This window comes from Streptomyces solicamelliae (assembly GCF_045348655.1).
Taxonomy (GTDB): Bacteria; Actinomycetota; Actinomycetes; order Streptomycetales; family Streptomycetaceae; genus Streptomyces; species Streptomyces solicamelliae.
Genome location: NZ_CP160404.1, coordinates 4,416,412 through 4,439,644 on the forward strand (window position 1 = coordinate 4,416,412; position 23,233 = coordinate 4,439,644).

The 23,233-nt window shown below is 73.2% G+C and carries 24 protein-coding genes; 10 read left to right on the plus strand and 14 right to left on the minus strand.

All coding sequences use genetic code 11. The annotated features are described in order from the left end of the window. Window positions 1-5: 5 nt before the first annotated feature. Window positions 6-1,319, minus strand: coding sequence for an MFS transporter (locus tag ABZO31_RS20685; RefSeq protein WP_406862711.1), 1,314 nt, complete (start codon window positions 1,317-1,319; stop codon window positions 6-8). Between the two features lie 63 nt (window positions 1,320-1,382). On the opposite strand from ABZO31_RS20685, the gene ABZO31_RS20690 reads away from it, so the two are divergent. Beyond that, window positions 1,383-2,351, plus strand: a complete 969-nt coding sequence (locus ABZO31_RS20690) for a LysR family transcriptional regulator (RefSeq protein ID WP_406862712.1) — start codon at window positions 1,383-1,385, stop codon at window positions 2,349-2,351. Window positions 2,352-2,373: 22 nt separating this feature from the next. Here the strand turns inward: ABZO31_RS20690 and ABZO31_RS20695 are convergent, their stop codons facing one another. Beyond that, window positions 2,374-3,150, minus strand: a complete 777-nt coding sequence (locus tag ABZO31_RS20695; RefSeq protein ID WP_406862713.1) for an alpha/beta hydrolase — start codon at window positions 3,148-3,150, stop codon at window positions 2,374-2,376. Between the two features lie 115 nt (window positions 3,151-3,265). Between ABZO31_RS20695 and ABZO31_RS20700 the strand changes: the two genes are divergently transcribed. From ABZO31_RS20700 to ABZO31_RS20710, 3 genes are all read left to right on the plus strand, one after another. Next, window positions 3,266-4,420 (plus strand): adenosine deaminase, encoded by a 1,155-nt coding sequence (locus ABZO31_RS20700; protein ID WP_406862714.1) that lies wholly within the window; start codon window positions 3,266-3,268, stop codon window positions 4,418-4,420. Window positions 4,421-4,585: 165 nt separating this feature from the next. After that, the gene (locus tag ABZO31_RS20705) at window positions 4,586-5,002 is read left to right on the plus strand and encodes a hypothetical protein (RefSeq protein WP_406862715.1); all 417 of its coding nucleotides are present in this window, start codon (window positions 4,586-4,588) and stop codon (window positions 5,000-5,002) included. 76 nt (window positions 5,003-5,078) lie between these two features. Beyond that, entirely contained in the window at window positions 5,079-5,780 is a 702-nt protein-coding gene (locus tag ABZO31_RS20710) for a hypothetical protein (RefSeq protein ID WP_406862716.1), read from the plus strand. 2 nt (window positions 5,781-5,782) lie between these two features. Here the strand turns inward: ABZO31_RS20710 and ABZO31_RS20715 are convergent, their stop codons facing one another. The 5 genes from ABZO31_RS20715 to afsQ1 form a co-directional block, all read right to left on the minus strand. After that, window positions 5,783-5,983, minus strand: a complete 201-nt coding sequence (locus tag ABZO31_RS20715) for a PspC domain-containing protein (RefSeq protein WP_406862717.1) — start codon at window positions 5,981-5,983, stop codon at window positions 5,783-5,785. Between the two features lie 86 nt (window positions 5,984-6,069). After that, window positions 6,070-6,642: a VanZ family protein gene (locus tag ABZO31_RS20720; RefSeq protein ID WP_406862718.1), complete on the minus strand. Its 573-nt coding sequence runs from the start codon at window positions 6,640-6,642 to the stop codon at window positions 6,070-6,072. Window positions 6,643-6,728: 86 nt separating this feature from the next. After that, a complete protein-coding gene (locus ABZO31_RS20725) occupies window positions 6,729-7,355 on the minus strand; it encodes a hypothetical protein (RefSeq protein ID WP_406862719.1) in 627 nt (208 codons plus the stop codon). Further along, on the minus strand, window positions 7,352-8,845 hold the full coding sequence (locus ABZO31_RS20730; protein ID WP_406862720.1) for an ATP-binding protein: 1,494 nt from the start codon (window positions 8,843-8,845) through the stop codon (window positions 7,352-7,354). Before ABZO31_RS20730 ends, ABZO31_RS20725 begins: the two co-directional genes overlap by 4 nt. Further along, the gene (afsQ1, locus tag ABZO31_RS20735) at window positions 8,842-9,519 is read right to left on the minus strand and encodes a two-component system response regulator AfsQ1 (RefSeq protein ID WP_406862721.1); all 678 of its coding nucleotides are present in this window, start codon (window positions 9,517-9,519) and stop codon (window positions 8,842-8,844) included. The genes ABZO31_RS20730 and afsQ1 overlap by 4 nt, the downstream gene beginning before the upstream one ends. 181 nt (window positions 9,520-9,700) lie before the next feature. Between afsQ1 and ABZO31_RS20740 the strand changes: the two genes are divergently transcribed. After that, entirely contained in the window at window positions 9,701-10,426 is a 726-nt protein-coding gene (locus ABZO31_RS20740; protein ID WP_406862722.1) for a SigE family RNA polymerase sigma factor, read from the plus strand. 222 nt (window positions 10,427-10,648) lie between these two features. On the opposite strand, the gene ABZO31_RS20745 is transcribed toward ABZO31_RS20740, so the two are convergent. Next, on the minus strand, window positions 10,649-11,344 hold the full coding sequence (locus ABZO31_RS20745; RefSeq protein WP_406862723.1) for a uridine kinase family protein: 696 nt from the start codon (window positions 11,342-11,344) through the stop codon (window positions 10,649-10,651). 55 nt (window positions 11,345-11,399) lie between these two features. Here ABZO31_RS20745 and ABZO31_RS20750 point away from each other — a divergent pair, with 55 nt between their 5' ends. Next, window positions 11,400-11,795, plus strand: coding sequence for a hypothetical protein (locus ABZO31_RS20750; RefSeq protein WP_406862724.1), 396 nt, complete (start codon window positions 11,400-11,402; stop codon window positions 11,793-11,795). On the opposite strand, the gene ABZO31_RS20755 is transcribed toward ABZO31_RS20750, so the two are convergent. Next, window positions 11,728-13,278, minus strand: coding sequence for an MDR family MFS transporter (locus ABZO31_RS20755; protein ID WP_406862725.1), 1,551 nt, complete (start codon window positions 13,276-13,278; stop codon window positions 11,728-11,730). The genes ABZO31_RS20750 and ABZO31_RS20755 overlap by 68 nt on opposite strands. Before the next feature lie 11 nt (window positions 13,279-13,289). After that, entirely contained in the window at window positions 13,290-13,880 is a 591-nt protein-coding gene (locus ABZO31_RS20760; protein ID WP_406862726.1) for an NADPH-dependent FMN reductase, read from the minus strand. Window positions 13,881-13,997: 117 nt separating this feature from the next. Here ABZO31_RS20760 and ABZO31_RS20765 point away from each other — a divergent pair, with 117 nt between their 5' ends. After that, the gene (locus ABZO31_RS20765) at window positions 13,998-14,729 is read left to right on the plus strand and encodes a TetR/AcrR family transcriptional regulator (protein ID WP_406862727.1); all 732 of its coding nucleotides are present in this window, start codon (window positions 13,998-14,000) and stop codon (window positions 14,727-14,729) included. A 51-nt stretch (window positions 14,730-14,780) separates the two neighbouring features. Here ABZO31_RS20765 and ABZO31_RS20770 read toward each other — a convergent pair whose 3' ends face one another. From ABZO31_RS20770 to deoC, 3 genes are read right to left on the minus strand one after another with little or no spacing between them, the layout of a single operon-like run. Continuing rightward, a complete protein-coding gene (locus tag ABZO31_RS20770; protein WP_406862728.1) occupies window positions 14,781-15,701 on the minus strand; it encodes an aldehyde dehydrogenase family protein in 921 nt (306 codons plus the stop codon). Further along, window positions 15,694-17,130, minus strand: coding sequence for an aldehyde dehydrogenase family protein (locus ABZO31_RS20775; protein ID WP_406862729.1), 1,437 nt, complete (start codon window positions 17,128-17,130; stop codon window positions 15,694-15,696). Before ABZO31_RS20775 ends, ABZO31_RS20770 begins: the two co-directional genes overlap by 8 nt. Window positions 17,131-17,135: 5 nt before the next feature. Beyond that, a complete protein-coding gene (gene deoC / locus ABZO31_RS20780) occupies window positions 17,136-18,092 on the minus strand; it encodes a deoxyribose-phosphate aldolase (protein WP_406865422.1) in 957 nt (318 codons plus the stop codon). Window positions 18,093-18,366: 274 nt separating this feature from the next. Here deoC and ABZO31_RS20785 point away from each other — a divergent pair, with 274 nt between their 5' ends. The 3 genes from ABZO31_RS20785 (at window position 18,367) to ABZO31_RS20795 (ending at window position 20,939) form a co-directional block, all read left to right on the plus strand. After that, on the plus strand, window positions 18,367-19,437 hold the full coding sequence (locus tag ABZO31_RS20785) for a hypothetical protein (RefSeq protein ID WP_406862730.1): 1,071 nt from the start codon (window positions 18,367-18,369) through the stop codon (window positions 19,435-19,437). 206 nt (window positions 19,438-19,643) lie between these two features. Further along, window positions 19,644-20,267 carry a class F sortase gene (locus ABZO31_RS20790; RefSeq protein ID WP_406862731.1) on the plus strand — a complete coding sequence of 208 codons (624 nt, stop codon included), beginning with the start codon at window positions 19,644-19,646 and terminating at the stop codon, window positions 20,265-20,267. A gap of 33 nt (window positions 20,268-20,300) precedes the next feature. Further along, window positions 20,301-20,939 (plus strand): PH domain-containing protein, encoded by a 639-nt coding sequence (locus tag ABZO31_RS20795; RefSeq protein WP_406862732.1) that lies wholly within the window; start codon window positions 20,301-20,303, stop codon window positions 20,937-20,939. A 109-nt stretch (window positions 20,940-21,048) separates the two neighbouring features. On the opposite strand, the gene ABZO31_RS20800 is transcribed toward ABZO31_RS20795, so the two are convergent. Continuing rightward, window positions 21,049-22,695: a phospho-sugar mutase gene (locus ABZO31_RS20800; RefSeq protein WP_406862733.1), complete on the minus strand. Its 1,647-nt coding sequence runs from the start codon at window positions 22,693-22,695 to the stop codon at window positions 21,049-21,051. Between the last annotated feature and the right edge of the window lie 538 nt (window positions 22,696-23,233).

A 23,233-nucleotide genomic window follows, 5' to 3' on the forward strand; every position in this document is an offset into this window, starting at 1 on the left:
CGAAGCTACCGCAGCACACTGACAGCCGCGGCCCGGTTCGCCCGGTGCGCCCCGTGCGCGCCCCTCGCGACCCGGCGCGCCTGCCGTTCCTCGACCCGCGCCGCGTGCGTGCCGTACAGCGTGATCGACACGACGCCGAGCACCGCCACCAGACCGAGCAGCACCGTGCCGGACCAGCCGCCGTGGTGGTACGCGAGCGCCCCGAGCGTGCCGCCCACGCTGCTGCCCAGGTAGTAGGCGGACTGGTACAGCGCCGAGGCCTGCGCCCGGCCGGTCCTCGCGGTCCGGCTCACGGACGACGAGGCGACCGCGTGCCCGGCGAAGAAGCCCGCGGTGATCAGGACCAGGCCCGCGAGCACGGCGGCCAGGCCGTCCGACAGCGAGAGCAGCAGACCCGCCGCGGTGGTGCCCACCGCCAGGTACAGCGCGCCGCGCCGGCCGGTCCGGGCGACCAGCTTCCCGGCCGCCGCGGAGGAGACCGTGCCGACCAGGTACACCAGGAAGATCGAGCCGACGACGCCCTGCGGCAGCGAGAACGGCGCCTCGACGAGGCGGTAGCCGACCACCGTGTACACGGAGCCGAAGACCGTCATGAACAGCGCGCCGATCGCGTACAGCCGCATCAGCAGCGGATCGGCCAGATGCGTCCGCACCGTCCGCGCCAGCGCCTTCGGGTTCAGCGTGCCCGGCGTGAAGTGCCGGGCCTTCGGCAGCAGCAGCCGGAAGGCCACCACGCACAGCACCGCGAGCACGCCGACCGCGGCCAGGCCCGCGCGCCAGCCCCACAGCTGGGCGATCCAGCCGGTGACGATCCGGCCGCTCATGCCGCCGATCGAGTTCCCGGCCACGAACAGGCCGATCGCCGCGACCAGTGCCCTCGGCCGGACCTCCTCCGCGAGGTACGCCATCGCCGACGCCGGCACCCCGGCCAGCGCCGCACCCTGCACGGCGCGCAGCGCGACCAGCCACTCCAGGCTCGGCGCGAACGGGACCAGCAGGCCCACCACCACCGCCACGACCAGCGAGACGGTCATCATCGGGCGGCGGCCGAAGCGCTCCGACAGGGCGCTCAGCGGCAGGACGCACAGCGCGAGCGCGCCGGTGGCCGCGGACACCGTCCAGGAGGCGGCCGAGGCGGTGGCCCCGAACTCCGCGGAGACGGCGGGCAGCAGCGCCTGGGTGGAGTAGAGGAGGGCGAAGGTGGCCACTCCCGCGGCGAAGAGCGCGAGGCTCATCCGGCGGTAGCCGGCGGCTCCGGGGGAAAGGCGGGTGTCGGCGACCGCGTCGGTGGCGGCCGCCTTGGTACTGGCAGGAGGCATGCACCGAACGTAGGCCGGTCTCGGTTGATGCGTCCAATGCATGGAACGGCTTTAATCGTTCCCATGGTGCATGAGTACAGGTCACAGCCTCGCCTGTCACCGAACAGTAACGAAGAAGACATGGGTCTGCTGCTTGCGCCGCGGCTCGCGTACTTCGCCGCCGTCGCCCGGCACGAGCATGTGACCAGGGCCGCGGCCGAGCTCGGCGTCCCCCAGTCCACGCTCTCCCGGGCCATGGTCCGCCTCGAAGAGGACCTGGGCGTCGCCCTGTTCGCCCGCCGCGGCCGCACCGTCGCGCTCACCCCGGCGGGCCGCACCTTCCTCGGCTCCGCCGAACGCGCCCTCGCCGAGGTGGAGAAGGCCGCCGACTCGGTGCGCGCCGACGCCGACCCGACGGCCGGCCGGGTCGCCTTCGGCTTCCTGCACACCATGGGCTCCGAGACCGTGCCCGGCCTCATCCGGGCCTTCCGCGTCGATCACCCGAGGGTCCGCTTCACGCTCGTGCAGAACTACGGCGAGGCCATGATCGAGCGGCTGCGCGCCGGCGACCTCGACCTGTGCCTCACCTCCCCGGTGCCGGACGCCCCCGACCTGGTGGCCCGCCGCCTCGACGAGCAGCGGCTGCGTCTGGTGGTGCCGGACGACCACCGGCTCGCCGGCCGCAAGCGGGTACGGCTCGCGGAGGCCGCCGACGAAACCTTCGTCACCCTGGAGCCCGGCTACGGGCTGCGCCGCATCACCGACGCCTTCTGCGCCGAGGCGGGCTTCAAACCCCGGATCGCCTTCGAGGGCGAGGAGGCCGAGACGCTGCGCGGTCTGGTCGCCGCCGGCCTCGGGGTGGCGCTGCTGCCGCCGCCCGCGGTGGCCCGGCCCGGTGTCGTCGAGCTGAACGTGACGGCGCCGCGCGCGGTCCGCGAGATCGGTGTGGCCTGGCTGGACGGCCACCCGGACACACCCCCGGTGGCCGCCTTCAAGAAGTTCCTGCTGAGCAAGCGCGGCAGCCTGCTCCCGGAGTGGGACCGCGGACAGTAGTCGCCCACGGGCCGGCCCACGGCTACGGCCGCAGCGAGCGCCCGAACCCCGCCGCCAGCGGCATCCGCAGCCCCAGCGGCGGCGGCGCCGCCAGCGCGTCCGCGACCGGCCGCGCGTACGGCCGGCCGAACAGGGAGCCCAGCACGAAGTCCGCCGCCAGCGACAGCACTTCGTCGTGGTGCTGGCGCAACGCGTGCCCGTCCGAGTGAACTTCGAACCGGCAGGTGTCCTTGTTCGCCTTCTTCGCCCGCTCCGCCAGCCGGTACGAGAGCTCCGGGTCCGAGCGCGCGTCGTTGGTGCCGTGCACCACGAGCACCCGCCGCCCGACCAACTGCCGCACCGGCTCCGGCTCCGCCGCCATGTCGTCCTCCGGCAGCCAGGGCGCCATCGCGAGCACCGCGTCGACCGCCGGATGCCCCGCCGCCCGCAGCGCCGCCCGCGCGCCCATGCCGTGCCCCGCGAGGCACACCGGGACGTCGCCGTAGCGCCGTACCGCCTCCGCGACCGCCCACCCGGCGTCCTCGGCGAGCCGGGCGTCCGCCCCGTTCCAGCCTCGCCCCCGGTAGTGCACGACGTGCGCAACGAGCCCGTCGGGGCGCCCCGCCCGCACCAGCCGCCGGCCCAGCGGCAGCACCGCCGCGTGCGCCCGCACGGACGGACCGCGTCCCGACGCGGGCGCGCCGTCCGGCAGCAGCAGCACCACACCGCCGACCGCGGTCTCCGTACGCGAGGTGCCGACGGGCCGCCCGAGCCGGGGTCGCCGACCGCCGGTCGTGCCTACGAGTGCGAACTGGGCCATGACGGAACAGTCTCAGAAGCGGAGGTGTACGCCATCCGTACGCGCGGTCACTGTTGCGTATCGACAGGCGATTTGGGAGGAGGCGATCTACGCGCGTAGGGGCTAGAGTGCGGAAATGACGAGCCAGACTCCCCACGTTCCCACCGCGGACCAGATCCGCCGTGCCCCGAAGGTGCTGCTCCACGACCACCTCGACGGCGGACTGCGTCCCGGCACCATCATCGAGATCGCCCGGGCCACCGGGTACGACGGTCTGCCCGAGACCGAGCCCGACAAGCTCGGCATCTGGTTCCGCGAGGCCGCCGACTCCGGTTCCCTGGAGCGCTATCTGGAGACCTTCGCGCACACCTGCGCCGTCATGCAGACCCGCGAGGCGCTGTTCCGCGTCGCCGCCGAGTGCGCCCAGGACCTCGCCGAGGACGGCGTCGTGTACGCCGAGGTCCGCTACGCCCCCGAGCAGCACCTGGAGGGCGGGCTCACCCTGGAGGAGGTCGTCGAAGCGGTCAACGAGGGCTTCCGCGAGGGCGAGCGCCGGGCCCGCGAGGCCGGTCACCGGATCCGCGTCGGCGCGCTGCTCACCGCTATGCGGCACGCGGCCCGCGCCCTGGAGATCGCCGAACTCGCCAACCGTTACCGGGACTCTGGCGTCGTCGGCTTCGACATCGCCGGCGCCGAGGCCGGTTACCCGCCCACCCGCCACCTCGACGCCTTCGAGTATCTGAAGCGGGAGAACAACCACTTCACCATCCACGCCGGCGAGGCCTTCGGACTGCCGTCCATCTGGCAGGCCCTGCAGTGGTGCGGCGCCGACCGGCTCGGCCACGGCGTGCGGATCATCGACGACATCGAGGTCGGCGACGACGGCGAGGTGCGGCTCGGCCGGCTCGCCGCGTACGTGCGCGACAAGCGCGTCCCGCTGGAGCTGTGCCCCACCTCCAACCTGCAGACCGGCGCCGCCGCCTCGTACGCCGAGCACCCCATCGGCCTGCTGCGCACCCTGCACTTCCGGGCCACCGTCAACACCGACAACCGGCTGATGAGCGGCACGAGCATGAGCCGCGAGTTCGAGCACCTGGTCGAGACATTCGGTTACACGCTCGACGACATGCAGTGGTTCACCGTCAATGCGATGAAATCAGCGTTCATTCCTTTCGATGAACGACTGGCCATGATCAATGACGTCATCAAGCCCGGATATGCCGAGCTGAAATCCGAATGGCTGTTCCGGCAGACCGCCACGACCAGCGGTTCCGCATCGACAGCGGGCTGAACGAGCCGAGTTCACAGGGGATCGGGGCGGCCGGAGGACACGAATTCCGGTCGCTCCGAGATGTTTGCGGCGGTCATGTCCCGCTGGCTAGGTTGGCGAGCCGCTCATCATTCCCGGATTTCCTCGAGTCCGGGTTTTCCTCGATCCCCCAAGGATGATTTCTCGATGAAGCAGTCTGCCAAGACGCTCGGTGTCGCCGTTCTCGGTGCCGCTTTCGCCGCTGCCGCCGCCGGATCGGCCTCCGCCGCGCCCATGACCCACGATGCCGCGGGCGCCCTGGACGCCGTGCAGGCCCTGCCGGTGGCGGACGGCCTCACCGAGCTGCCGGCCGGCGCCGCCGACTCCCTGACCGCGGGCGAGGGCGCGGTCGGCCAGGCCGCGGAGAACCTGCCGGCCGCGAGCGACTCCGCGACCCAGCAGGTCACCCAGACCGCCCCGAACGCGCTCGCCGAGTCCCCGGTCGGCGGCCTGCTCGGCGGCCTCCCGGTCAACGGCCTGGCCACCAACTCGGCGCTGCCGACCGGCCCGCTCGGCGGTCTGCCGCTCGGTGGCCTGCCGCTGGGCGGTCTGCCGATCGGCTGACGCCCACCGCGTCCATCCGTGGGGCACACACCCGTGACGGGCGTGTGCCCCACGGCCTGTGTGCCACGATCCGGCCATGCACGCGAGAGCCACCCGGGGGGCCGCCCCGGCCCTCCTCGCCGCCGCCCTGCTCCTCGCGGCCACGGCCGCCGGCTGTACGGGCGGCCCGCCGCGCGACACCGCGAAGGCGTCCTCCGCCGGAGCGAGCCCGCTGGAACGCGCCGCGCTCGCCGACGGCGACCTGCCGGACTACCGGGTCTCCGCCGCCAGGCGCGCCGGTGCGGTGGCCGGCCAGCCGACCGCGGACACCGCCCGCTGCCAGCCGCTCGCCGACATCATGGGCGACCGGCCCGGCCCCGCCGCCCTGACCACCGTCAACCGCGGCCTCGGCTCACGCCGGGCACCCGCCCTCGCGCTCTCCGCCTCGCTCAGCGCGTACGACCCCGGCGACGCCCGCCGGCTGCTCGCCGCGCTGCGCACCGCCGTAGCCGACTGCGCCGCGGGCTTCACCGCCCGGGTGCAGGGGCGGAGCGGCCGCTTCTCCGACGTCGCCGCCGTCCCGTACGGGACCGGCGGCGACGAGACCGTCTCCTGGACCGCCACCGGTACGGCCCGTGGGCTGCGCGCGCCGCTGCACCTGGTGGTGATCCGCGAGGGCGGGACGGTCCTGCGCTTCATGGCCCTGGACCTGGGCGGCCGCGGGACGCATCCCCGCGTACCGCGACCGGTCGTCGAGCGACAACTCTCGAAGCTGCGGGCGACCCTGCCCGCCGGCTGACCTCACCAGGCGGTCGAGGTGTTCTTCTCCTCGGGCAGGAACACCCACAGGGCGAGGTAGATGAGGAACTGCGGACCGGGCAGCAGGCACGAGACCAGGAAGATGACCCGCATCGTGGTCGCCGACATGCCGAAGCGCCGCGCCAGACCCGCGCACACTCCGCCGATCATGCGTCCTTCGCGAGGGCGGACAAGTGCGGCCATGGTGGGCTCCTTCTTCTGCGGGGAGCCGCTCCGTCGGGCTCCCGATGACTCCATGGTCGCTCTCGGGAGGGGGACAAAGCGTCGGTCTACGGGGCGATCCCGACCCTGGGAATCGTCGGGGTCGCCCCCTGGGGCGTCTCCTCCCGCAGCAGGGTCCGCACCCGTACGCGCCTGCTGCCCGGGGTGGACACCCGGCCCGCCCGGCGGCGCAGCAGCGCCCGGCCGGCGGGGACGACCAGCAGATGCGCGAGGGCCACGCCGGCGGTGTTCAGGAGCAGCGAGTCCACGTCGACGACCTGGCCCGGCACGCTCGTCTGCAGCAGTTCGATGACCAGCGAGAACATCGCCCCGGCGGTGACCGTCCGGGCGAACGACGCCCACGGCGACACCGCGAGCCGCCCGTCGGCCAGCGGCAGCAGGACGCCCAGCGGGGCGAGCAGCAGCAGCTGCTCCCCGATCCGCCGTACGGCCTCCGCCGGACCCAGCGCCAGGTCCGCCCGGATGCCGGCCAGCGGCTCCAGATTGGGGGCGGTCATCCACGGCACGTCCAGCGGGCGGAGCGTCAGCCACGCCACGAGCAGCAGATGCGCGAGGAGGAGGACGAACCCCGCCCCGCGGAAGCGGATGGCGGCACTGCCGCCCGTACCTTGACGCTGCACGTGACCCAAGACGCGCCCACCGCGGCAATCGGTTCCGCCCGCTCGGCACTCCGCCCGTGAACCGGAACGGGCCGCCGTCCCCGCGCCTACGCCCCCGGCTCCCGCTCTGGTTCCGCCCCCGAGGCCGTCGTCGTGGTGGTGGTCGGGGCGGCCGCGTCCGGACGGGCCTTGAGCTGTTCGGTGCAGCGGTAGCGGTGCGGGGGGTACGAGCCGGGGCCGCCGAGCAGGACCGTGCGGCCCGCGCCGCCGGCCGGGCTCTCGGCGAAGGTGCAGACGATCTGTGAGAGCGCGATCGGCGCGAGGTCCTCCGGCTGCCGGCTCAGCCGCAGCGCGTCCTTCGGGTCGCCCGCCCGGCTGCCGGTCACCACCAGCGGGCCCTTCACGGCGGTGCTGAACCCGGCCGTGCGCTCCGCCTCCGACGGGTCGAGCTGCAGCTCCACCAGCAGCGCCGAGGCCGTCGCGACCCGGTTGCCGGAGACCCGCTGCTCCGGCAGGTTCGTCCTGCGGTCCACGACCTCCAGCTGCGAGCCGCACACCAGGTACACCCGCAGCGGCGTCCCGGGCCGCGTCTGCGGCTGCGGCGCGTCCACGCTGCACGCCGCCCGCGAGGGCGCCGCCCCGGCGTCCACGGGGACCGACATGGTCCGGATCCCGCAGCCCGCGAGCAGAGCCGTACCGGCGACCGCCGCCGCCCCGCGCACCCACGTCCTCACTGGTCCTTGCCTTCCTCGTCGGCGATCTCCGAGGCGTCCCGCGGCAGACGCAGGACGAAGACCGCGCCGTCGCCGTCCGGGGAGTTCGCGGCGGTGATGTCGCCGCCGTGGATGTGCGCGTTCTCCATGGCGATGGAGAGCCCGAGGCCGGAGCCGTCCGACCGCGGCCGCTGCGCGCTCGCCTTGTAGAACCGGTCGAAGACGTGCGGCAGTACCTCCGCCGGGATGCCCGGACCGTGGTCCCGCACCTCGACGATCAGTTCGTCGTCCTCGGTCCGCACCGCCACCCGCACCGGCGAGCCGCCGTGCTTGAGCGCGTTGCCGATCAGGTTCGCGAGGATCACGTCGAGCCGGCGCGGGTCGAGCCGCGCCATGATCCCGCGCTCGGCGTCGAGTTCGACCGCGTCCAGCCAGGCCCGCGCGTCGATGCACGCGGTCACCATGTCCGCGACGTCCACGTCGTCCAGGACCAGCCGGGCGGTGCCCGCGTCGAAGCGGGTCACCTCCATCAGGTTCTCCACCAGGTCGTTCAGCCGCCGCGTCTCGCTGACCACCAGCGCCACCGCGGGCGCGATCATCGGGTCGAGGTCGTCCTGCTCGTCCTCCAGGACCTCGGTCACCGCGGTCAGAGCGGTCAGCGGCGTCCGCAGCTCGTGCGACATGTCGGCGACGAACCGCCGGCTCGCCTCCTCCCGTGCGCTCATGTCCGCGACCTTCTTCTGCAGCGACTCGGCGGTGACGTTGAACGTCCGTGACAGTTCGGCGAGTTCGTCCGTGCCGGAGACCCGCAGCCGGGTGTCCAGCTTGCCCTCGCCGAGCCGCCGCGCCGCCTCGCCGAGCCGGTGCACCGGCCGGAGCACGGTCGTCGCCGCGGCCTGTGCGAGCAGCGCCGAGCCGATCAGGGCCAGCGCCGTCGCGATCCCCAGCGACCAGGCGAGCGAGTTCAGATCCGCCCGCTCGGCCTCGAGCGACTTGAACATGTAGCCGGTCGCCCCGCCGCCCACGACCCGCGTCCCGCCGACCAGGTACGGCTTCCCGCCGCGCTGCGTCCGCTGCCAGAACAGGTGGTACGGATAGGCGTTGCTCTCGGTGATCGGCCGCTCGGTGTCGACGGCCTCCCGCAGCGAGGCGGGCACGTCGGCCAGCGTGAAACGGTCCGGGTCGGAGGTGCCGATGATCGGCTTGCCCGCGTCCCGCTCGCCGAGCAGCAGCACGCTGTACCCGGAGCCGCTGCCCGCCATCTGCTCGGCGGTGATCCGCAGCTCGTCCGCGCTCGGCTGCAGCGGCAGCCCGGCCACCCGGTTCTGCATCTGCCGCCGGAAGTCGTTCAGCGCGCCGTCCTGGACGCGCGTCAGCACCGCCTCGCGGTTGAGCCAGTACGCGATCCCCGAGGCGGACACGGCGGCGGTCAGCGCGACCAGCGCGAAGACCACGACCAGCCGCAGCCGCAGACTGGTCAGCCGCAGGCCGGTGAATATCCCTTTGCTCACGCAGGGACGTCCAGCCGGTAGCCCACACCGCGCACGGTACGGATCAGCGTCGGCGAGGACGGCACGTCCTCCACCTTGGCGCGCAGCCGCTGCACACACGCGTCGACCAGGCGCGAGTCGCCCAGGTAGTCGTGCTCCCAGACCAGCCGAAGCAACTGCTGCCGCGACAGGGCCTGTCCGGGCCGCCGGCTCAGTTCGAGGAGCAGCCGCAGCTCGGTCGGCGTGAGCTGCAGGTCCTCCCCGTTCTTCGTCACGGTCATCGCCGAGCGGTCGATCACCAGCGAACCGAAGGTCGCGGAGTCCGTGGACTCGCGCTCGCCGCGGCGCAGCACGGCCCGGATCCGGGCGTCGAGCACCCGGCCCTGCACCGGCTTGACCACGTAGTCGTCGGCGCCCGACTCCAGGCCCACCACCACGTCGATGTCGTCGCTGCGCGCGGTGAGCAGGATGATCGGCAGCTGGTCGGTGCGCCGGATCCGGCGGCACACCTCGAAGCCGTCGATGCCGGGCAGCATCACGTCCAGCACGACCAGGTCCGGCCGCTGCTCGCGCAGCAGCTTCAGACCGTCCTCGCCGGACGCCGCGGTGGCCACGCGGTGGCCCTGGCGGGACAGCGAGAGTTCGAGGGCCGTGCGGATGGCGTCGTCGTCCTCGATCAGCAACAGGAAAGGCACGGCGTCATTCTGGCGCATGGGCCGCCGGAGTTCGACCGTCACCGTTCTCCAGTGCGACACCTTCGTACGACCTCTCCCCTGTGACACGTCTGTGACAGTCGACGGACACCGCCATGAAGTGGCACGGGCAAGCTCATTGGCACACGGACCGAAGCAGACTCCGACCGATGGGGGGCGCGAGATGAACGCACTGCACAGCACCACCTCAAGCGCAGTTGTCACGCGTCTCCACAACGTGCGGAGCACCAAGGAGTCCGGCGGTGCGACGAACGGACGGGGGTGCGTTCGGACGACCGTCGGACGTCAGCGCAAGGCGCCGTACATGGCGGCCGTGGCTGACGGGGGAGCGGCGTACGGGGAGGTGCAGGGGGAGCGTACGAGCCTGTCGGAGGCCGAGTTCACGGCCTACGTCCAGGAACGTCGGGCCTCCCTGTACGCCACCGCCTACCACCTGACCGGTGACCGTTTCGAGGCCGAGGACCTGCTCCAGAGCGCGCTGTTCTCCACGTACCGCGCCTGGGACCGGATCAGCGACAAGGCGGCCGTGGGCGGCTACCTGCGTCGCACGATGACCAACCTGCACATCAGCGCCTGGCGCCGGCGCAAGCTCAACGAGTACCCGACGGAGGAGCTGCCGGAGACGGTGGGCGAGACCGACGCGATGCGCGGCACGGAGCTGCGCACGGTGCTCTGGCAGGCGCTGGCCCGGCTGCCCGAACTGCAGCGCACGATGCTGGTGCTGCGGTACTACGAGGGCCGGACCGATCCGGAGATCGCGGAGATCCTGGACATCAGTGTCGGCACGGTGAAGTCGAGCATCTGGCGCTCGCTGCGGCGACTGCGCGAGGACGAGGTGCTGTCCTTCGGCCGTGACGAGGAGGAGTCCTTCGGCGAGCTGGTGGCCTGAAGGCAGCGGGGGCGGGAACCCACGGGGGACGTGGGGTACCCGCACGGGGGAGCAGCGACGGGGGGCCCGACGGGGGTCGGGAACACGGGGGAAACGGGGAAACGGGGAAACGGGGGAGACCACGGGGGAACGTACGGGGGTACGAAAGCGCGGGGCGGACAAGCCGGGGGTCTTGTCCGCCCCGCGCCTTTCTGTGTGTGCGGGGCCTTCGTCCGTACGGGCTCAGCGCGTCGCCGGTGTGCGGCAGCGGCCCGCTGCCGCGGCGGCGAGGCGGCCCAGGGCCTCCTCCTTCGCGCAGGGGTGCGCGCCCAGTGCGGTCTGCCGGGCGACGATCGAACGCTCGGCGCGCATCAGGCGCCAGCCGCGGCGCAGCAGGAACGGGACCGACTTGCGGCCCTCCCTGAGGTCCCGCAGCAGCCGGCGGCGGAACGTCGTCGAGGGGCGGCCGCGCAGGCACAGCGCGTCGGCGAGCAGGCCGAGCTCCTGGCAGCGGGTGACGATCTCGGCCGCGAAGATGCCCTCCGCGACGAACAGCGGGGTCCGCTCGATGTCCAGGCGCTCCCGGTCCACCCGGGAGCTGGTGGCGATGTCGTACACCGGGACCTCGGTGCGGCCCGTGCCGCACAGTTCGGTGATCGCGGCGACCGCGGCGTCGGCGTCCCAGGAGAGCGGGGAGTCCCAGTCGATGTCCGTGGTGCCGTCCACGAGCGGGAGGGTGGGGTCGTCGCCCTCCTTGTAGAAGTCGTCGAGGCGGAGCACCGGGAGGCCGGCGACGGCGGCGAGGGACGACTTGCCTGAGCCGGAAGGGCCCGCGAGCAGGACGACACGAGTCGGAATCGGTTGGGAACTCACGGGACACCAGTGTGAAGCATTACCCCGTTCAGGGGACCACTCCAGGCGGCCGTTGGTATCCAGCATCACACCGGAACTACGCTCGGTGCCCTTCCCGTTACCCGATCGACAGGGGAATCCCATGGCACGCCACGCCGCCTCCTCGCCCCGCCGCTCCCTCTTCCGCACGGCCGGCCTGACGGTCACCGCCGCCGGCGCGGTGCTGGGCCTCGGCGGCGCCGCCCAGGCCGCCACGGCGCCGGTGCCGCTGCCGGTGGGCACGCTCGCCGGCTCCGACACCACCGAGGCGGCGCAGGGCGTCCTCGACGCCCTGCCGCACGCCGTCGCCCCGGTGAAGGACCTTCAGCTCGACCCGCTGGCCAACACCGGCGTGGACCCGCTGGACAACGGCGCGGGCACGCAGGTCGCCGACTTCCAGCCGGTCAGCACGACGATGGCCACCGACCCGATCACGAAGGGCGGCTCGCTGGGGACCCTTCCGGTCGTGGGCCAGGCGACGGGGCTGCTGTCGGGCTGACGGGCTCCGGCTCCGCCGGTGCGCCGGGCCGCCGGTTCAGCGGCACCTCCCGGACGAGCAAGGCGGTCGCGAAGGCGAGCGCGGCCACGACCGCGACGCCGGCGGCCACCCCGTGCAGGCCGTGCGCCACGGCCGCCCGCAAGGTCTCCCGTACCGGCTCGGGCAGGGCGAGGGCCTGTTCCGGCGTCAGACCGGCGTCCACGCCGCCGAGCCGGGCGGTGAACAGGGCGCCGAGGACAGCGACGCCCAACGAGCCGCCGATCGTACGGACCAGGGTCACCGTCCCGCTCGCCGCGCCCATGTCGCGCGGCGGCGCGCTCGACATCGTGATCAGCATCGTCGACTGCATCAGGAAGCCGAGTCCGGCGCCGACGGGCACGGTGAGCGCGGAGGCGAGGGCGGTGGGCGTGTCCACGTCGAGCAGCAGCAGGGCGAGCCCGCCCGCCGTCATCAGCGCCCCGCCGAGGATCGGGTGGATCCGGTGGCGGCCGGTGCGGCCGATGATCCGGCCGGTGGTCACCTGGACGGCGACCATGGCGAGCATCATCGGGAGCAGCAGCAGGCCGCTCGCGGTGGAGGTCCGGCCGCTCACGAACTGCAGGTACTGGGGCAGGTAGTTCATCGTGGCGAGCATGGCCGCGCCGGCGAGGAAGCTGAGGACCTGCGCCAGGGTGAAGTTGCGGTCGGCGAAGAGCCGGGGCGGTACGACGGGTTCCTCGGCGCGCCGCTCGGCCCGCACCAGCGCGGCGAGGGCGGCCGCGCCGACCGCGGCCAGGCCGAGGATCTGCGGTGACGTCCAGGCGTACGTCGTGCCGGCCCAGCTCGCCGCCAGCGTGAGGGCGAGGATCCCGGTGGTGAGGAACAGCGCGCCCGCCCAGTCGATCCGGGCCCGGACGCGCTCGGTGCGTACGCGCAGGGCGAGCCCGGCGAGCAGCAGGGCGGCGAGGCCGACGGGCACGTTGACGTAGAAGGCCCAGCGCCAGCTGAGGTGGTCGGTGAGGAAGCCGCCGAGCAGCGGGCCGCCGGCGAAGGCGACCGGCAGCATCGCGCCGACGACCGCCTGGATCCTGGGGCTGTCCTGCGGCGGTACGAGGGTGCCGAGGAGGGCGAACGCGCCGACCATCAGGCCGCCCGCGCCGACGCCCTGCAGGGCGCGGAAGGCGATGAGCTGGTCCATGGTGGTGGCGAGGCCGGAGAGGACTGAGCCGGCGAGGAAGACGACGACGGCGGACAGGTAGGCGCCCTTGCGTCCGCGCAGGTCGCCCAGCTTGCCCCACAGGGGCGTGGTGACGGCGGCGGTGAGCAGGTAGGCGGTGACCACCCAGGACAGCCGGTCGAGGCCGCCGAGTTCGCCCGCCACGGTGGGTAGCGCGGTGCCGACGATCGTGCCGTCGAGGGTGCCGAGGACGATGCCGAGCATGAGCCCGACGAGGCCCGGCCAGGGCGGGCGCGTCCGGGCGTCCGGCGGGGCGGACCGGGCCATGACTCCGCCCTTCACGCCGCGTACGGCTTCGTGGCGCGGGCGGTGCGCAGTGCTTCGGCCCACCAGGCGAGCTGGTCGAGCATCGCCTTCGCGGCGGCGTCGGCGGCTGGGTCCACGGCGTTGCCGTCGGCGTCGAACTGCCCCCAGACGCCCTGGAGTCCGATCGCGTCGCGGATGGTGACGGCGTGCAGTTCGGCGAAGACCGCGCGCAGGTGCTCGACCGCGCGCAGTCCGGCCGAGAACCCGCCGTACGCGACGAAGCCGACGGGCTTGGCGTGCCATTCGCGGTTGTGCCAGTCGATCGCGTTCTTCAGGGACGCCGGATAGCTGTGGTTGTACTCCGGCGTGACGACGACGAAGGCGTCGGCCGCGGCGAGCCGGGGCGAGACCGCCCGCAGCAGGGCGCGGTCCGCCTCGTCCGCCGGAGGCTGTCCGAGCTGGGGGAAGACGGTCGGCAGCGGGGTCTCGGCCAGGTCGATCAGGTCGACGGTCATGTCGGGGCGGGCGTCGGCGTGGCCGCGCAGCCAGTCGGCCACGACGGGGCCGAGGCGGCCGTCGCGGGTGGAGCCCTGGATGACGGCGAGACGGAGCGGCGGGTTCATGGGTCCCCCTGGGATGCGGCGGATGTGTACGGCGTACACCAGATGGTGTACAACGTACACACTCATGTGTACGCCGTCTACTCCGGATACGCTGTACGCAAGGAGAGGGAGGTTCTCGTGCCGAAGAAGGACGCGACGGAGAAGGTCTCGCTGTGGGAGCGCCTCGACCGGGCTCCCGCGCCGCGCACGTCCCTGACGCCGCAGCGCATCGCGGCCGTCGCCGTCGAACTCGCCGACGGTGAGGGCTTCGCCGCCGTCACCATGCGCCGCATCGCCGCCGAACTCGGCGTCGCTCCCATGGCCGCCTACCGGCATGTGGACGGCAAGGACGAGCTGTGGGCGCTCATGGTCGACCAGGTCTCGGCGGAACTGGAGCCGCCGGAGCCGACGGAGGGCTGGCGGGCGACCCTGCGGGCCTACGCGCTGCGCACCCGCGAGACGATGCTGCGCCACCCCTGGCTGGCACAGCTGCCCGCCCCGCTCTTCGCGCTCACCCCGAACCGGATGGCGGGGGCGGAGCGCCAGCTCGCCTCGCTGGACGGGCTCGGGCTCGACGTCGACACGATGATGGCCGCGTTCCGGACGGTCGGCGCGTACGTGCACGGCGCGACGCAGTCGGAGGTGTCGCTCGCCCAGTACATGCGGGAACAGGGCTGGGAGACCGGCGACGACACCCGCCGGGGGCTCGCGCCGCAGATGGTCTATCTGATGGAGACCGGCCGCTACCCCGCGTACCGCCGGTACGTGCGGGGCGCCGCCCGGAAGGACGACGCGGCCTGGCAGTTCGAGACGGGTCTGGACTGCGTCCTCGACGGTGTCGCCGGTCTCGTGGAGCGCGCCGGCGCATGAGGAACGGCCCCCGGGGGCGGTGCTCCCGGGGGCCGTACGGTGCGGTGCGGGCTAGTACGCCGAGCCGCTTGCGCCCAGCGAACCGGTCGGGTGCCAGACCGTCTTGGTCTCCAGGAAGGCCGTCATGCGGTCCGTGCCCGGGTCGGCCGTGAAGTCCACGGAGCGGGGGCGCAGGACGCGCTTGAGGTTGTCCGCGGCCGCGATCTCCAGCTCCCGCGCCAGGTCCGCGTCCGCGCCCGTCAGGTCGATCGCGTTGACGTCCTGGTGGGCCGCCAGGTGCGGGCCCATCTCGGCCGCCTTGCCGGACAGGATGTTGACCACGCCGCCCGGCAGGTCGGAGGTGGCCAGCACCTCGCCGAGGGAGAGGGCGGGGAGCGGGGACTTCTCGCTCGTGACGACGACGGCCGTGTTGCCCGTCGCGATCACCGGGGCGATCACCGAGACCAGGCCCAGGAAGGACGACTCCTGGGGGGCCAGGACCGTCACGACACCCGTCGGCTCCGGGGTGGACAGGTTGAAGTAAGGGCCCGCGACCGGGTTCGCGCCGCCGACCACCTGGGCGATCTTGTCGGTCCAGCCCGCGTACCAGACCCAGCGGTCGATCGCCGCGTCGACGACCGCCGCCGCCTTGGACTTCGACAGGCCCTCCGCGTCCGCGACCTCGCGCACGAACTGCTCCCGGCGGCCCTCCAGCATCTCGGCGATGCGGTAGAGGATCTGGCCCCGGTTGTACGCGGTGGCGCCCGACCAGCCGCCGAACGCCTTGCGCGCGGCGACGACCGCGTCACGGGCGTCCTTGCGGGACGACTGCGGGACGTTGGCCAGCCACTTGCCCTTGCCCGCCGCGCCGGCGTCTGATGTCTTCGTCGTCACCTCGTACACCCGGCCGCTCTCGGAGCGGGGGAACTTGCCCCCGATGTACAGCTTGTAGGTCTTGAGAACACTCAGTCGCTGCTCGGACTTCTCAGACATCGAGGTAGGCCTCCAGACCGTGACGGCCGCCCTCGCGGCCGAAGCCCGACTCCTTGTAGCCACCGAACGGCGAGGTCGGGTCGAACTTGTTGAACGTGTTGGCCCAGACGACGCCCGCGCGGAGCTTGTTGGCCACGGAGAGGATCCGCGAGCCCTTCTCCGTCCAGATGCCGGCCGACAGGCCGTACTGGCTGTTGTTGGCCTTGGCGACGGCCTCGTCAGGCGTACGGAACGTCAGCACGGACAGCACCGGGCCGAAGATCTCGTCGCGGGCGATGGTGTGCGCCTGCGAGACGTTGCTGAACACCGTCGGGGCGAACCAGTAACCGGCGGACGGGATCTCGCAGGAGGCGGTCCAGCGCTCGGCGCCCTCGGCCTCGCCCTGGTCGACGAGCGAGGTGATCCGGGCCAGCTGCTCGGAGGAGTTGATCGCGCCGATGTCGGTGTTCTTGTCCAGCGGGTCGCCCAGGCGCAGCGTGTTCAGGCGGCGCTTGAGCGAGTCGAGCAGCTCGTCGTGGATCGACTCCTGGACCAGGAGGCGGGAGCCCGCGCAGCAGACCTGGCCCTGGTTGAAGAAGATGCCGTTGACGATGCCCTCGACGGCCTGGTCGATGGGCGCGTCGTCGAAGACGATGTTGGCGCCCTTGCCGCCGAGCTCCAGGGTGACCTTCTTGTCCGTGCCGGCGACCTGGCGCGCGATGGCCTTGCCGACGGCGGTGGAGCCGGTGAAGGCGACCTTGTTCACGTCCGGGTGCGCCACCAGCGCGGCGCCGGTCTCCCCGTAGCCGGGAAGGATGTTGACGACGCCCTTGGGCAGCCCGGCCTGGCGGCAGATGTCCGCGAAGAACAGGGCGGTCAGCGGGGTGGTCTCGGCAGGCTTCAGGACGACCGTGTTGCCGGTCGCGAGGGCCGGGGCGATCTTCCACGCCAGCATGAGCAGCGGGAAGTTCCACGGGATGACCTGGCCGGCCACGCCCAGCGGCTTGGGGTTCGCGCCGAAGCCGGCGTGGTCGAGCTTGTCGGCCCAGCCCGCGTAGTAGAAGAAGTGCGCGGCGACCAGCGGGAGGTCCGCGTCGCGGGTCTCCTTGATCGGCTTGCCGTTGTCCAGGGTCTCCAGGACGGCCAGCTCGCGGCTGCGCTCCTGGATGATCCGGGCGATCCGGAAGAGGTACTTGGCGCGCTCGGAGCCGGGCAGCGCGGACCACTTCTCGAAGGCCTTGCGGGCCGCCTTGACCGCGCGGTCGACGTCCTCGGTGCCGGCCTGGGCGACCTCGGCGAGCACCTCCTCGGTCGCGGGGGAGACGGTCTTGAAGACCTTGCCGTCGGCCGCCTCGGTGAACTCGCCGTCGATGAACAGGCCGTAGCTCGGCGCGATGTCGACGACCGAGCGCGACTCGGGCGCGGGTGCGTATTCGAAGGGGGAGGTCATGTCGATCAGTCCACCGTCACGTAGTCGGGGCCGGAGTAACGGCCGGTCGCCAGCTTCTGACGCTGCATGAGCAGGTCGTTGAGCAGGCTGGAGGCGCCGAAGCGGAACCAGTGGTTGTCCAGCCAGTCCGCCCCCGCGGTCTCGTTGACCAGGACCAGGAACTTGATGGCGTCCTTGGAGGTACGGATGCCGCCGGCCGGCTTCACGCCCACCTGGATGCCGGTCTGGGCGCGGAAGTCGCGCACCGCCTCCAGCATCAGGAGCGTGTTCGCCGGGGTGGCGTTGACCGCGACCTTGCCGGTCGAGGTCTTGATGAAGTCGGCGCCCGCCATCATGCCGAGCCAGGAGGCGCGGCGGATGTTGTCGTACGTCGAGAGTTCGCCGGTCTCGAAGATCACCTTGAGCCGGGCGGCCCCGGAGGCCTCCTTCACGGCCCGGATCTCCTCGTAGACCTTCATGAAGTCGCCGGCCAGGAAGGCGCCGCGGTCGATCACCATGTCGATCTCGTCGGCGCCCGCGGCGACCGCGTCGCGGGTGTCCGCGAGCTTGACGGGCAGGGCGGCCCGGCCGGCCGGGAAGGCGGTGGCGACGGAGGCGACCTTGACGTCGGAGCCCGCGAGGGCGGCCTTGGCGGTGGCCACCATGTCGGGGTACACGCAGACCGCGGCGGTCGTCGGGGTCGTGCGGTCGGTCGGATCGGGATTGACGGCCTTGGCGGCGAGCGCCCGGACCTTGCCCGGGGTGTCCGCGCCTTCGAGCGTCGTCAGGTCGATCATCGAGATGGCCAGATCGATGGCGTACGCCTTGGCCGTGGTCTTGATCGAACGGGTGCCGAGAGACGCGGCGCGCGCTTCGAGGCCCACGGGGTCCACGCCGGGGAGCCCGTGGAGGAAGCGGCGCAGCGCGCTGTCGGACGAGGTCACGTCGGCGAAAGCGGCTGCTGCGGAGGCAGTGGTGGGCATGGTCACCAGTCGAGCATATCTACGCGCGTAGCGGCGTGTACAGGGGGCACCTTCTTCACGGTGGCGAACGTGGCCTTCGCGGGGGTGAACGGGCTGGTGGACACGTGTCGCCGTGACGGCTGTCACAGGCCCGTGACAGGGAACGGACAGCTCCCGCATACAAGATCACTAACTTCTTTCTCAGCAGCCAGCGGGAACTCAACGGCCCCACCCGGACGAGACGTCAGCGGCATGCGGCTCTTTCCTCCATCCACCTGTCTTCACAGGAGTCGTTATGCGCATCGCCCTTCGCACCGCCCTCGCCACCGCCGCCGTCGCCGGTGTGGCCCTCACCCCGGCCCTCACGGCGGGCGCGGCCTACGCCGCCGACGCGCCGAAGCCGGCCGCGCCGGCCGCCGGCCCGGCGGCCGAGGCGCCCGCCGAGCGTGAGATCCCGCTGGTCAACGGCCTCGTCGCGAAGATCGGCCAGCTGGAGCCGGGTCTCTACGGAGCCCGGATCTTCAAGGGCGACGAGGACCTGATGGTCTCCCTGCGGGCCGGTACCACCCCGGGCGCCAAGGCCCAGGACACGCGGGTCGTCCAGGGCGTCGAGATCACCCTCAAGAGCAACGGCCAGATCTCGGCGGTCGTCGTCGACGACGGTTCCGAGGACGGCGGCGAACTCGGCAAGCTGTTCAACCGTCAGGACCTCGGACACGGCTACAAGGGCCTCGTCTACTTCAAGGACGGCGGCATCTTCACCGCGAAGATCCTCAAGGGCGACGAGCAGGTCGGCACCCTCAAGGTCGACCAGAACAAGACGCGTGACGAGGCCGACTTCGGCGGCGAGATCCGGATCTCGCTCAGCTGGGACGGCAGCCTGCGCTCCACCTGGCTCGGCGACGTGGATCAGATGGACCCGCTGGGCGAGCTCGCCGAGCAGGACCTCGGCCACGGTTACCAGGGCCTCGTCCACCTGGAGAACGGCGACCTCACCGCGAGGATCCTCAAGGGGGACAAGGAGGTCGGCCGGCTCTTCGTGGGCAAGACCGGCAAGACCCGCGACGAGAAGGTCTTCGGCGGCGAGATCCGCGTGACGCTCCACTGGAACGGACAGCTGCGTGCCGTCTGGCTCGGCGGCGACGCCCAGAAGCCGGGCAAGACCACGCAGACGGCCGGGACCACTCAGACGGCCGGGACCACCCAGACCACCGTCGTCCCCAAGGGCGGCGTCGCGGCCGGCGCGGAGCTCGGGCAGCAGGGCGGCGACGACACCGTGCTGCTCGCCTCCGCCGCCGGGGCCACCGCCGCGGCCGCGGTGCTCGGCTTCGTGGTCGTGCGCCGCCGGGCCGGCGCGGGCGCCTGAGTCGTACGGCGTGCCCGGCGCGTATGAGCATGCGGGCACACCCACCCCGTACGGGTCCACACCCCGGCCCGTACGGCGCACCACCCGCACCACCCCGCCCGCGATCCCTTGACCCGAGCGCAGGCACCGCATCACCCCACCCCTGCGGCGGGCTGTCGCACCCCGCGGCGGCCCGCCGCACCGCTTCCCGGAGCCCGGAGCCCTCGATGAACCGCCCCGCCGTCCTCCTCGCCGCCCTCGCCGCCACCGTCGCGCTGACCGGCTGTGGCGCGTCCGCCGAGCCGAAGGAGGCCACCCCGCCGGCGAGGGTCACGGAGACCTCGGCCGCCCCGGCCCCCGCCGCCGAGGCCGTCGCCCCGCTGTCCGGCTCCGAGCCCGTACGGGTCCAGGTGCCGGCGGCCGGCGTCGACACCGGGGCCGGGCCGGTCCTGAAGCTGGGGCTCGCCGCGGACGGCACGGTCGAGGTGCCGTCCGTCGCCCAGGCGGACCGGATCGGCTGGTACACCAAGGGCGTCACGCCCGGCGAGACCGGACCGGCCGTCCTCATCGGCCACTTCGACACCGAGAAGGGCCCGGCCGTCCTGAAGGACGTCGCCAGGGTGAAGGTCGGCGACACCGTCACCGTCACCCGCGCCGACGGCACCCGCGCCGTGTTCACCGTCCGCGCGCTCGAGCAGGTCGGCAAGAAGGCGTTCCCGACGCAGAAGGTCTACGGGAACACCGCCCGCCCCGAACTGCGCCTGATCACCTGCGGCGGCGAGCTCGTCGACGGCCACCGCCCGGACAACATCATCGTGTACGCGGACCTCACCGCCACCGGCCGCGCGTGAGGCCACAGGGGCGGGTGAGGCAGAATCGGCAGCATGACGACCCCGCCCCCGCAGCAGCCCGCCGAGCCCGCCCACGCCGACCGGGTGTTCCGCTCGACCATGGGCATGGCCGGCGGCGCGCTCCTGATCGCGCTCGGCGCCTTCATCGGCGGCGACGCGCTGGTGAGCGGCGAGGGCCGCACCCCCTGGCTGGCCCTGGCGGCCCTGCTGCTCCTCGTGCCGCTGGTGGTCGCGTTCACCTTCCGCCCGGCGGTCTTCGCCAACGACGACCGGCTGCGGATCCGCAACCCGTTCCGCACGATCGTGCTGCCCTGGTCGCAGGTCGCGGACGTGCGCGCGGGCTACTCCAGCGAGGTGTTCACGCAGGACGGGAAGAAGTACCAGCTCTGGGCGATCCCCGTCTCGCTGCGCCAGCGCAAGAAGGTGGCGCGCCAGGCGGCCCGCAGCGCCGCGGAGGACCCGCACGGCCAGACGTCCGCGACGGCCGCGGTCGACGACAAGGCCCGATTCGCCCCCGCCGACCAGACCGTCGCCGACCTGCGCGAGCAGGCCGAGCGCTGCGCGGGACTGCCCGGCGCGCAGGGCGAGATCGCCGTCCGCTGGGCGTACGAGCTGCTCGCGCCGTCGCTGGCGGGCCTGGTGCTGACGATCGTCCTGCTGGCCACGGGCTGACCGGCGCCTCGGTCACGACGGCCACGGGCCGACCGGCGCTTCGAACCGACGGCCGCGGGCCCGTACGGAGACGTCTCCGTACGGGCCCGCGGCCGTCGTGTGCACCGGGTCAGATGCCGGCGGCCGCGGCCAGGTCCTTCTTGATCGCGCCGAGCACGTCGGCGCCCTTCGCGCGCGCGGCGGCGAGCTCGTCGGCGCCGGCCACCGGGATCACGACCTCCAGGTAGCACTTCAGCTTGGGCTCCGTGCCGCTGGGCCGGACGATGACGCGGGCGTCGTACGCGCCCTCCAGGTAGTACCGCAGGCCGTCGGTGGGCGGCAGCGCCTCCGAGCCCTTGGTGAGGTCCTCGGCGGAGACGACGGTCAGCCCGGCGAGCTGCTGCGGCGGGTTGTCGCGCAGCGCCGTCATGGCGTTCGCGATGACGGTCAGGTCCTCGACCCGCACCGACAGCTGGTCGGTGGCGTGCAGGCCGTGCTCGACGGCGAGGTCGTCGAGGAGGTCCTGGAGCGTACGGCCCTGGGCCTTGAGCTCGGAGACCAGCTCGGTGACCAGGAGCGCGGCGGTGATGCCGTCCTTGTCACGGACGCCCTCCGGGTCGACGCAGTAGCCGAGGGCCTCCTCGTAGCCGTAGCGGAGGCCGTCGACGCGGGCGATCCACTTGAAGCCGGTGAGGGTCTCCTCGTACCCGAGGCGGGCGGCCTTCGCGATCCGGCCGAGGAGGGAGGACGAGACGATCGACTCGGCGAAGACGCCCGTGGCGCCCTTGTGGACGAGGTGCGCCGCGAGCAGGGCGCCGACCTCGTCGCCGCGCAGCATCCGCCAGTCGCCGTCGTCCGGGACGGCGACCGCGCAGCGGTCGGCGTCCGGGTCGTTAGCGATCACGACGTCCGGCCGGACCTCGCGGGCCTTCGCGAACGCCAGGTCCATCGCTCCCGGCTCCTCCGGGTTGGGGAACGCGACGGTGGGGAACGCCGGGTCGGGCTCGGCCTGCTCGGCGACGAGGACCGGGGCGGGGAAGCCGGCCCGCGCGAAGGCGGCGAGCACGACGTCCTTGCCGACGCCGTGCATGGCCGTGTAGACGACGTTCGCGGTGCGGGGGGAGCCGGGGGACAGGACGGCGTCGGTACGCGCCAGGTACGCGTCCAGGACCTCGTCGCCCAGGGTCTCCCAGCGGTCGGTCGGGCGGGGGACGTCCGCGAGCGCGCGGATCGCGGCGATCTCGGCGGCGATCTCGGCGTCGGCGGGCGGGACGATCTGGGAGCCGTCGCCGAGGTAGACCTTGTAGCCGTTGTCGCGGGGCGGGTTGTGGCTGGCCGTCACCTCGACGCCGGCGACCGCGCCGAGGTGCCTTATGGCGAACGCGAGGACGGGCGTCGGCAGCGGGCGGGGGAGCAGCGCGGCGCGCAGGCCGGCGCCGGTCATCACGGCGGCGGTGTCGCGGGCGAAGTCGGCGGACTTGTAGCGGGCGTCGTAGCCGATGACCACGAGGCCGCCGTCCTGCCCCTTCGCCTTGAGGTACGCGGCGAGGCCCGCGGCGGCGCGGATGACGACGGAACGGTTCATCCGCATGGGCCCGGCGCCGATCTCACCGCGGAGTCCGGCGGTGCCGAACTGCAGCGTGCCGGCGAAGCGGGCCGCGAGCTCGTCCCGCTCGCCGCCCTCGATGAGCGCGGCGAGCTCCGCACGGGTCTCGCTGTCGGGATCCTCGGCGAGCCAGGCCTGCGCCTGCGCGATGAGGTCGTCCTGCGTCGTCACGGTGATGCCTTTCGGGGTGCGGGTGGGTGAGTGGCGCGGCGGGGGTCGCGGTGCGGGGCGGGGTTGTGCGGTGCGTGATGCGGCGGGTCGGGTGCGGGGGCGGCCGCTGCGCGGAGCTGTTCCCCACCCCGCCCCTTCCCGAAACCGGGGCTCCGCCCCAGCCCCCGGGGGCGCGGATTCGCGGCGAGGCGGCCGGCCGAGTGCCGGAGAACGGGGCTCCGCCCGGACCCGGGGTTCTGCCGGTGCCGCCGGTGCCGGTTCCGGGGCCGGGGGGAGCGGCCATCGGCCGACCGGGTGCGCCCGACCGGCGCCCTGCCCCGGGTCCCTGCCGGGGTCCGGCGTGCGGCCGGCCCGTCCGGCTCGTGCCTTCGCCGGGCCTCCGGGTCGGTCGACCCGCCCGGCCCGGCCGGAGGCCGGCGGCGTCCCCGGGGTCCGGGGCGGAGCCCCGGTTTCGGGAAGGGGCGGGGTGGGGGATCAGCCCCGCGCAGCGGCCCCACCCGCACCCGCACCGGCGCCCACCGTCCCGGCCGCCCCGCGC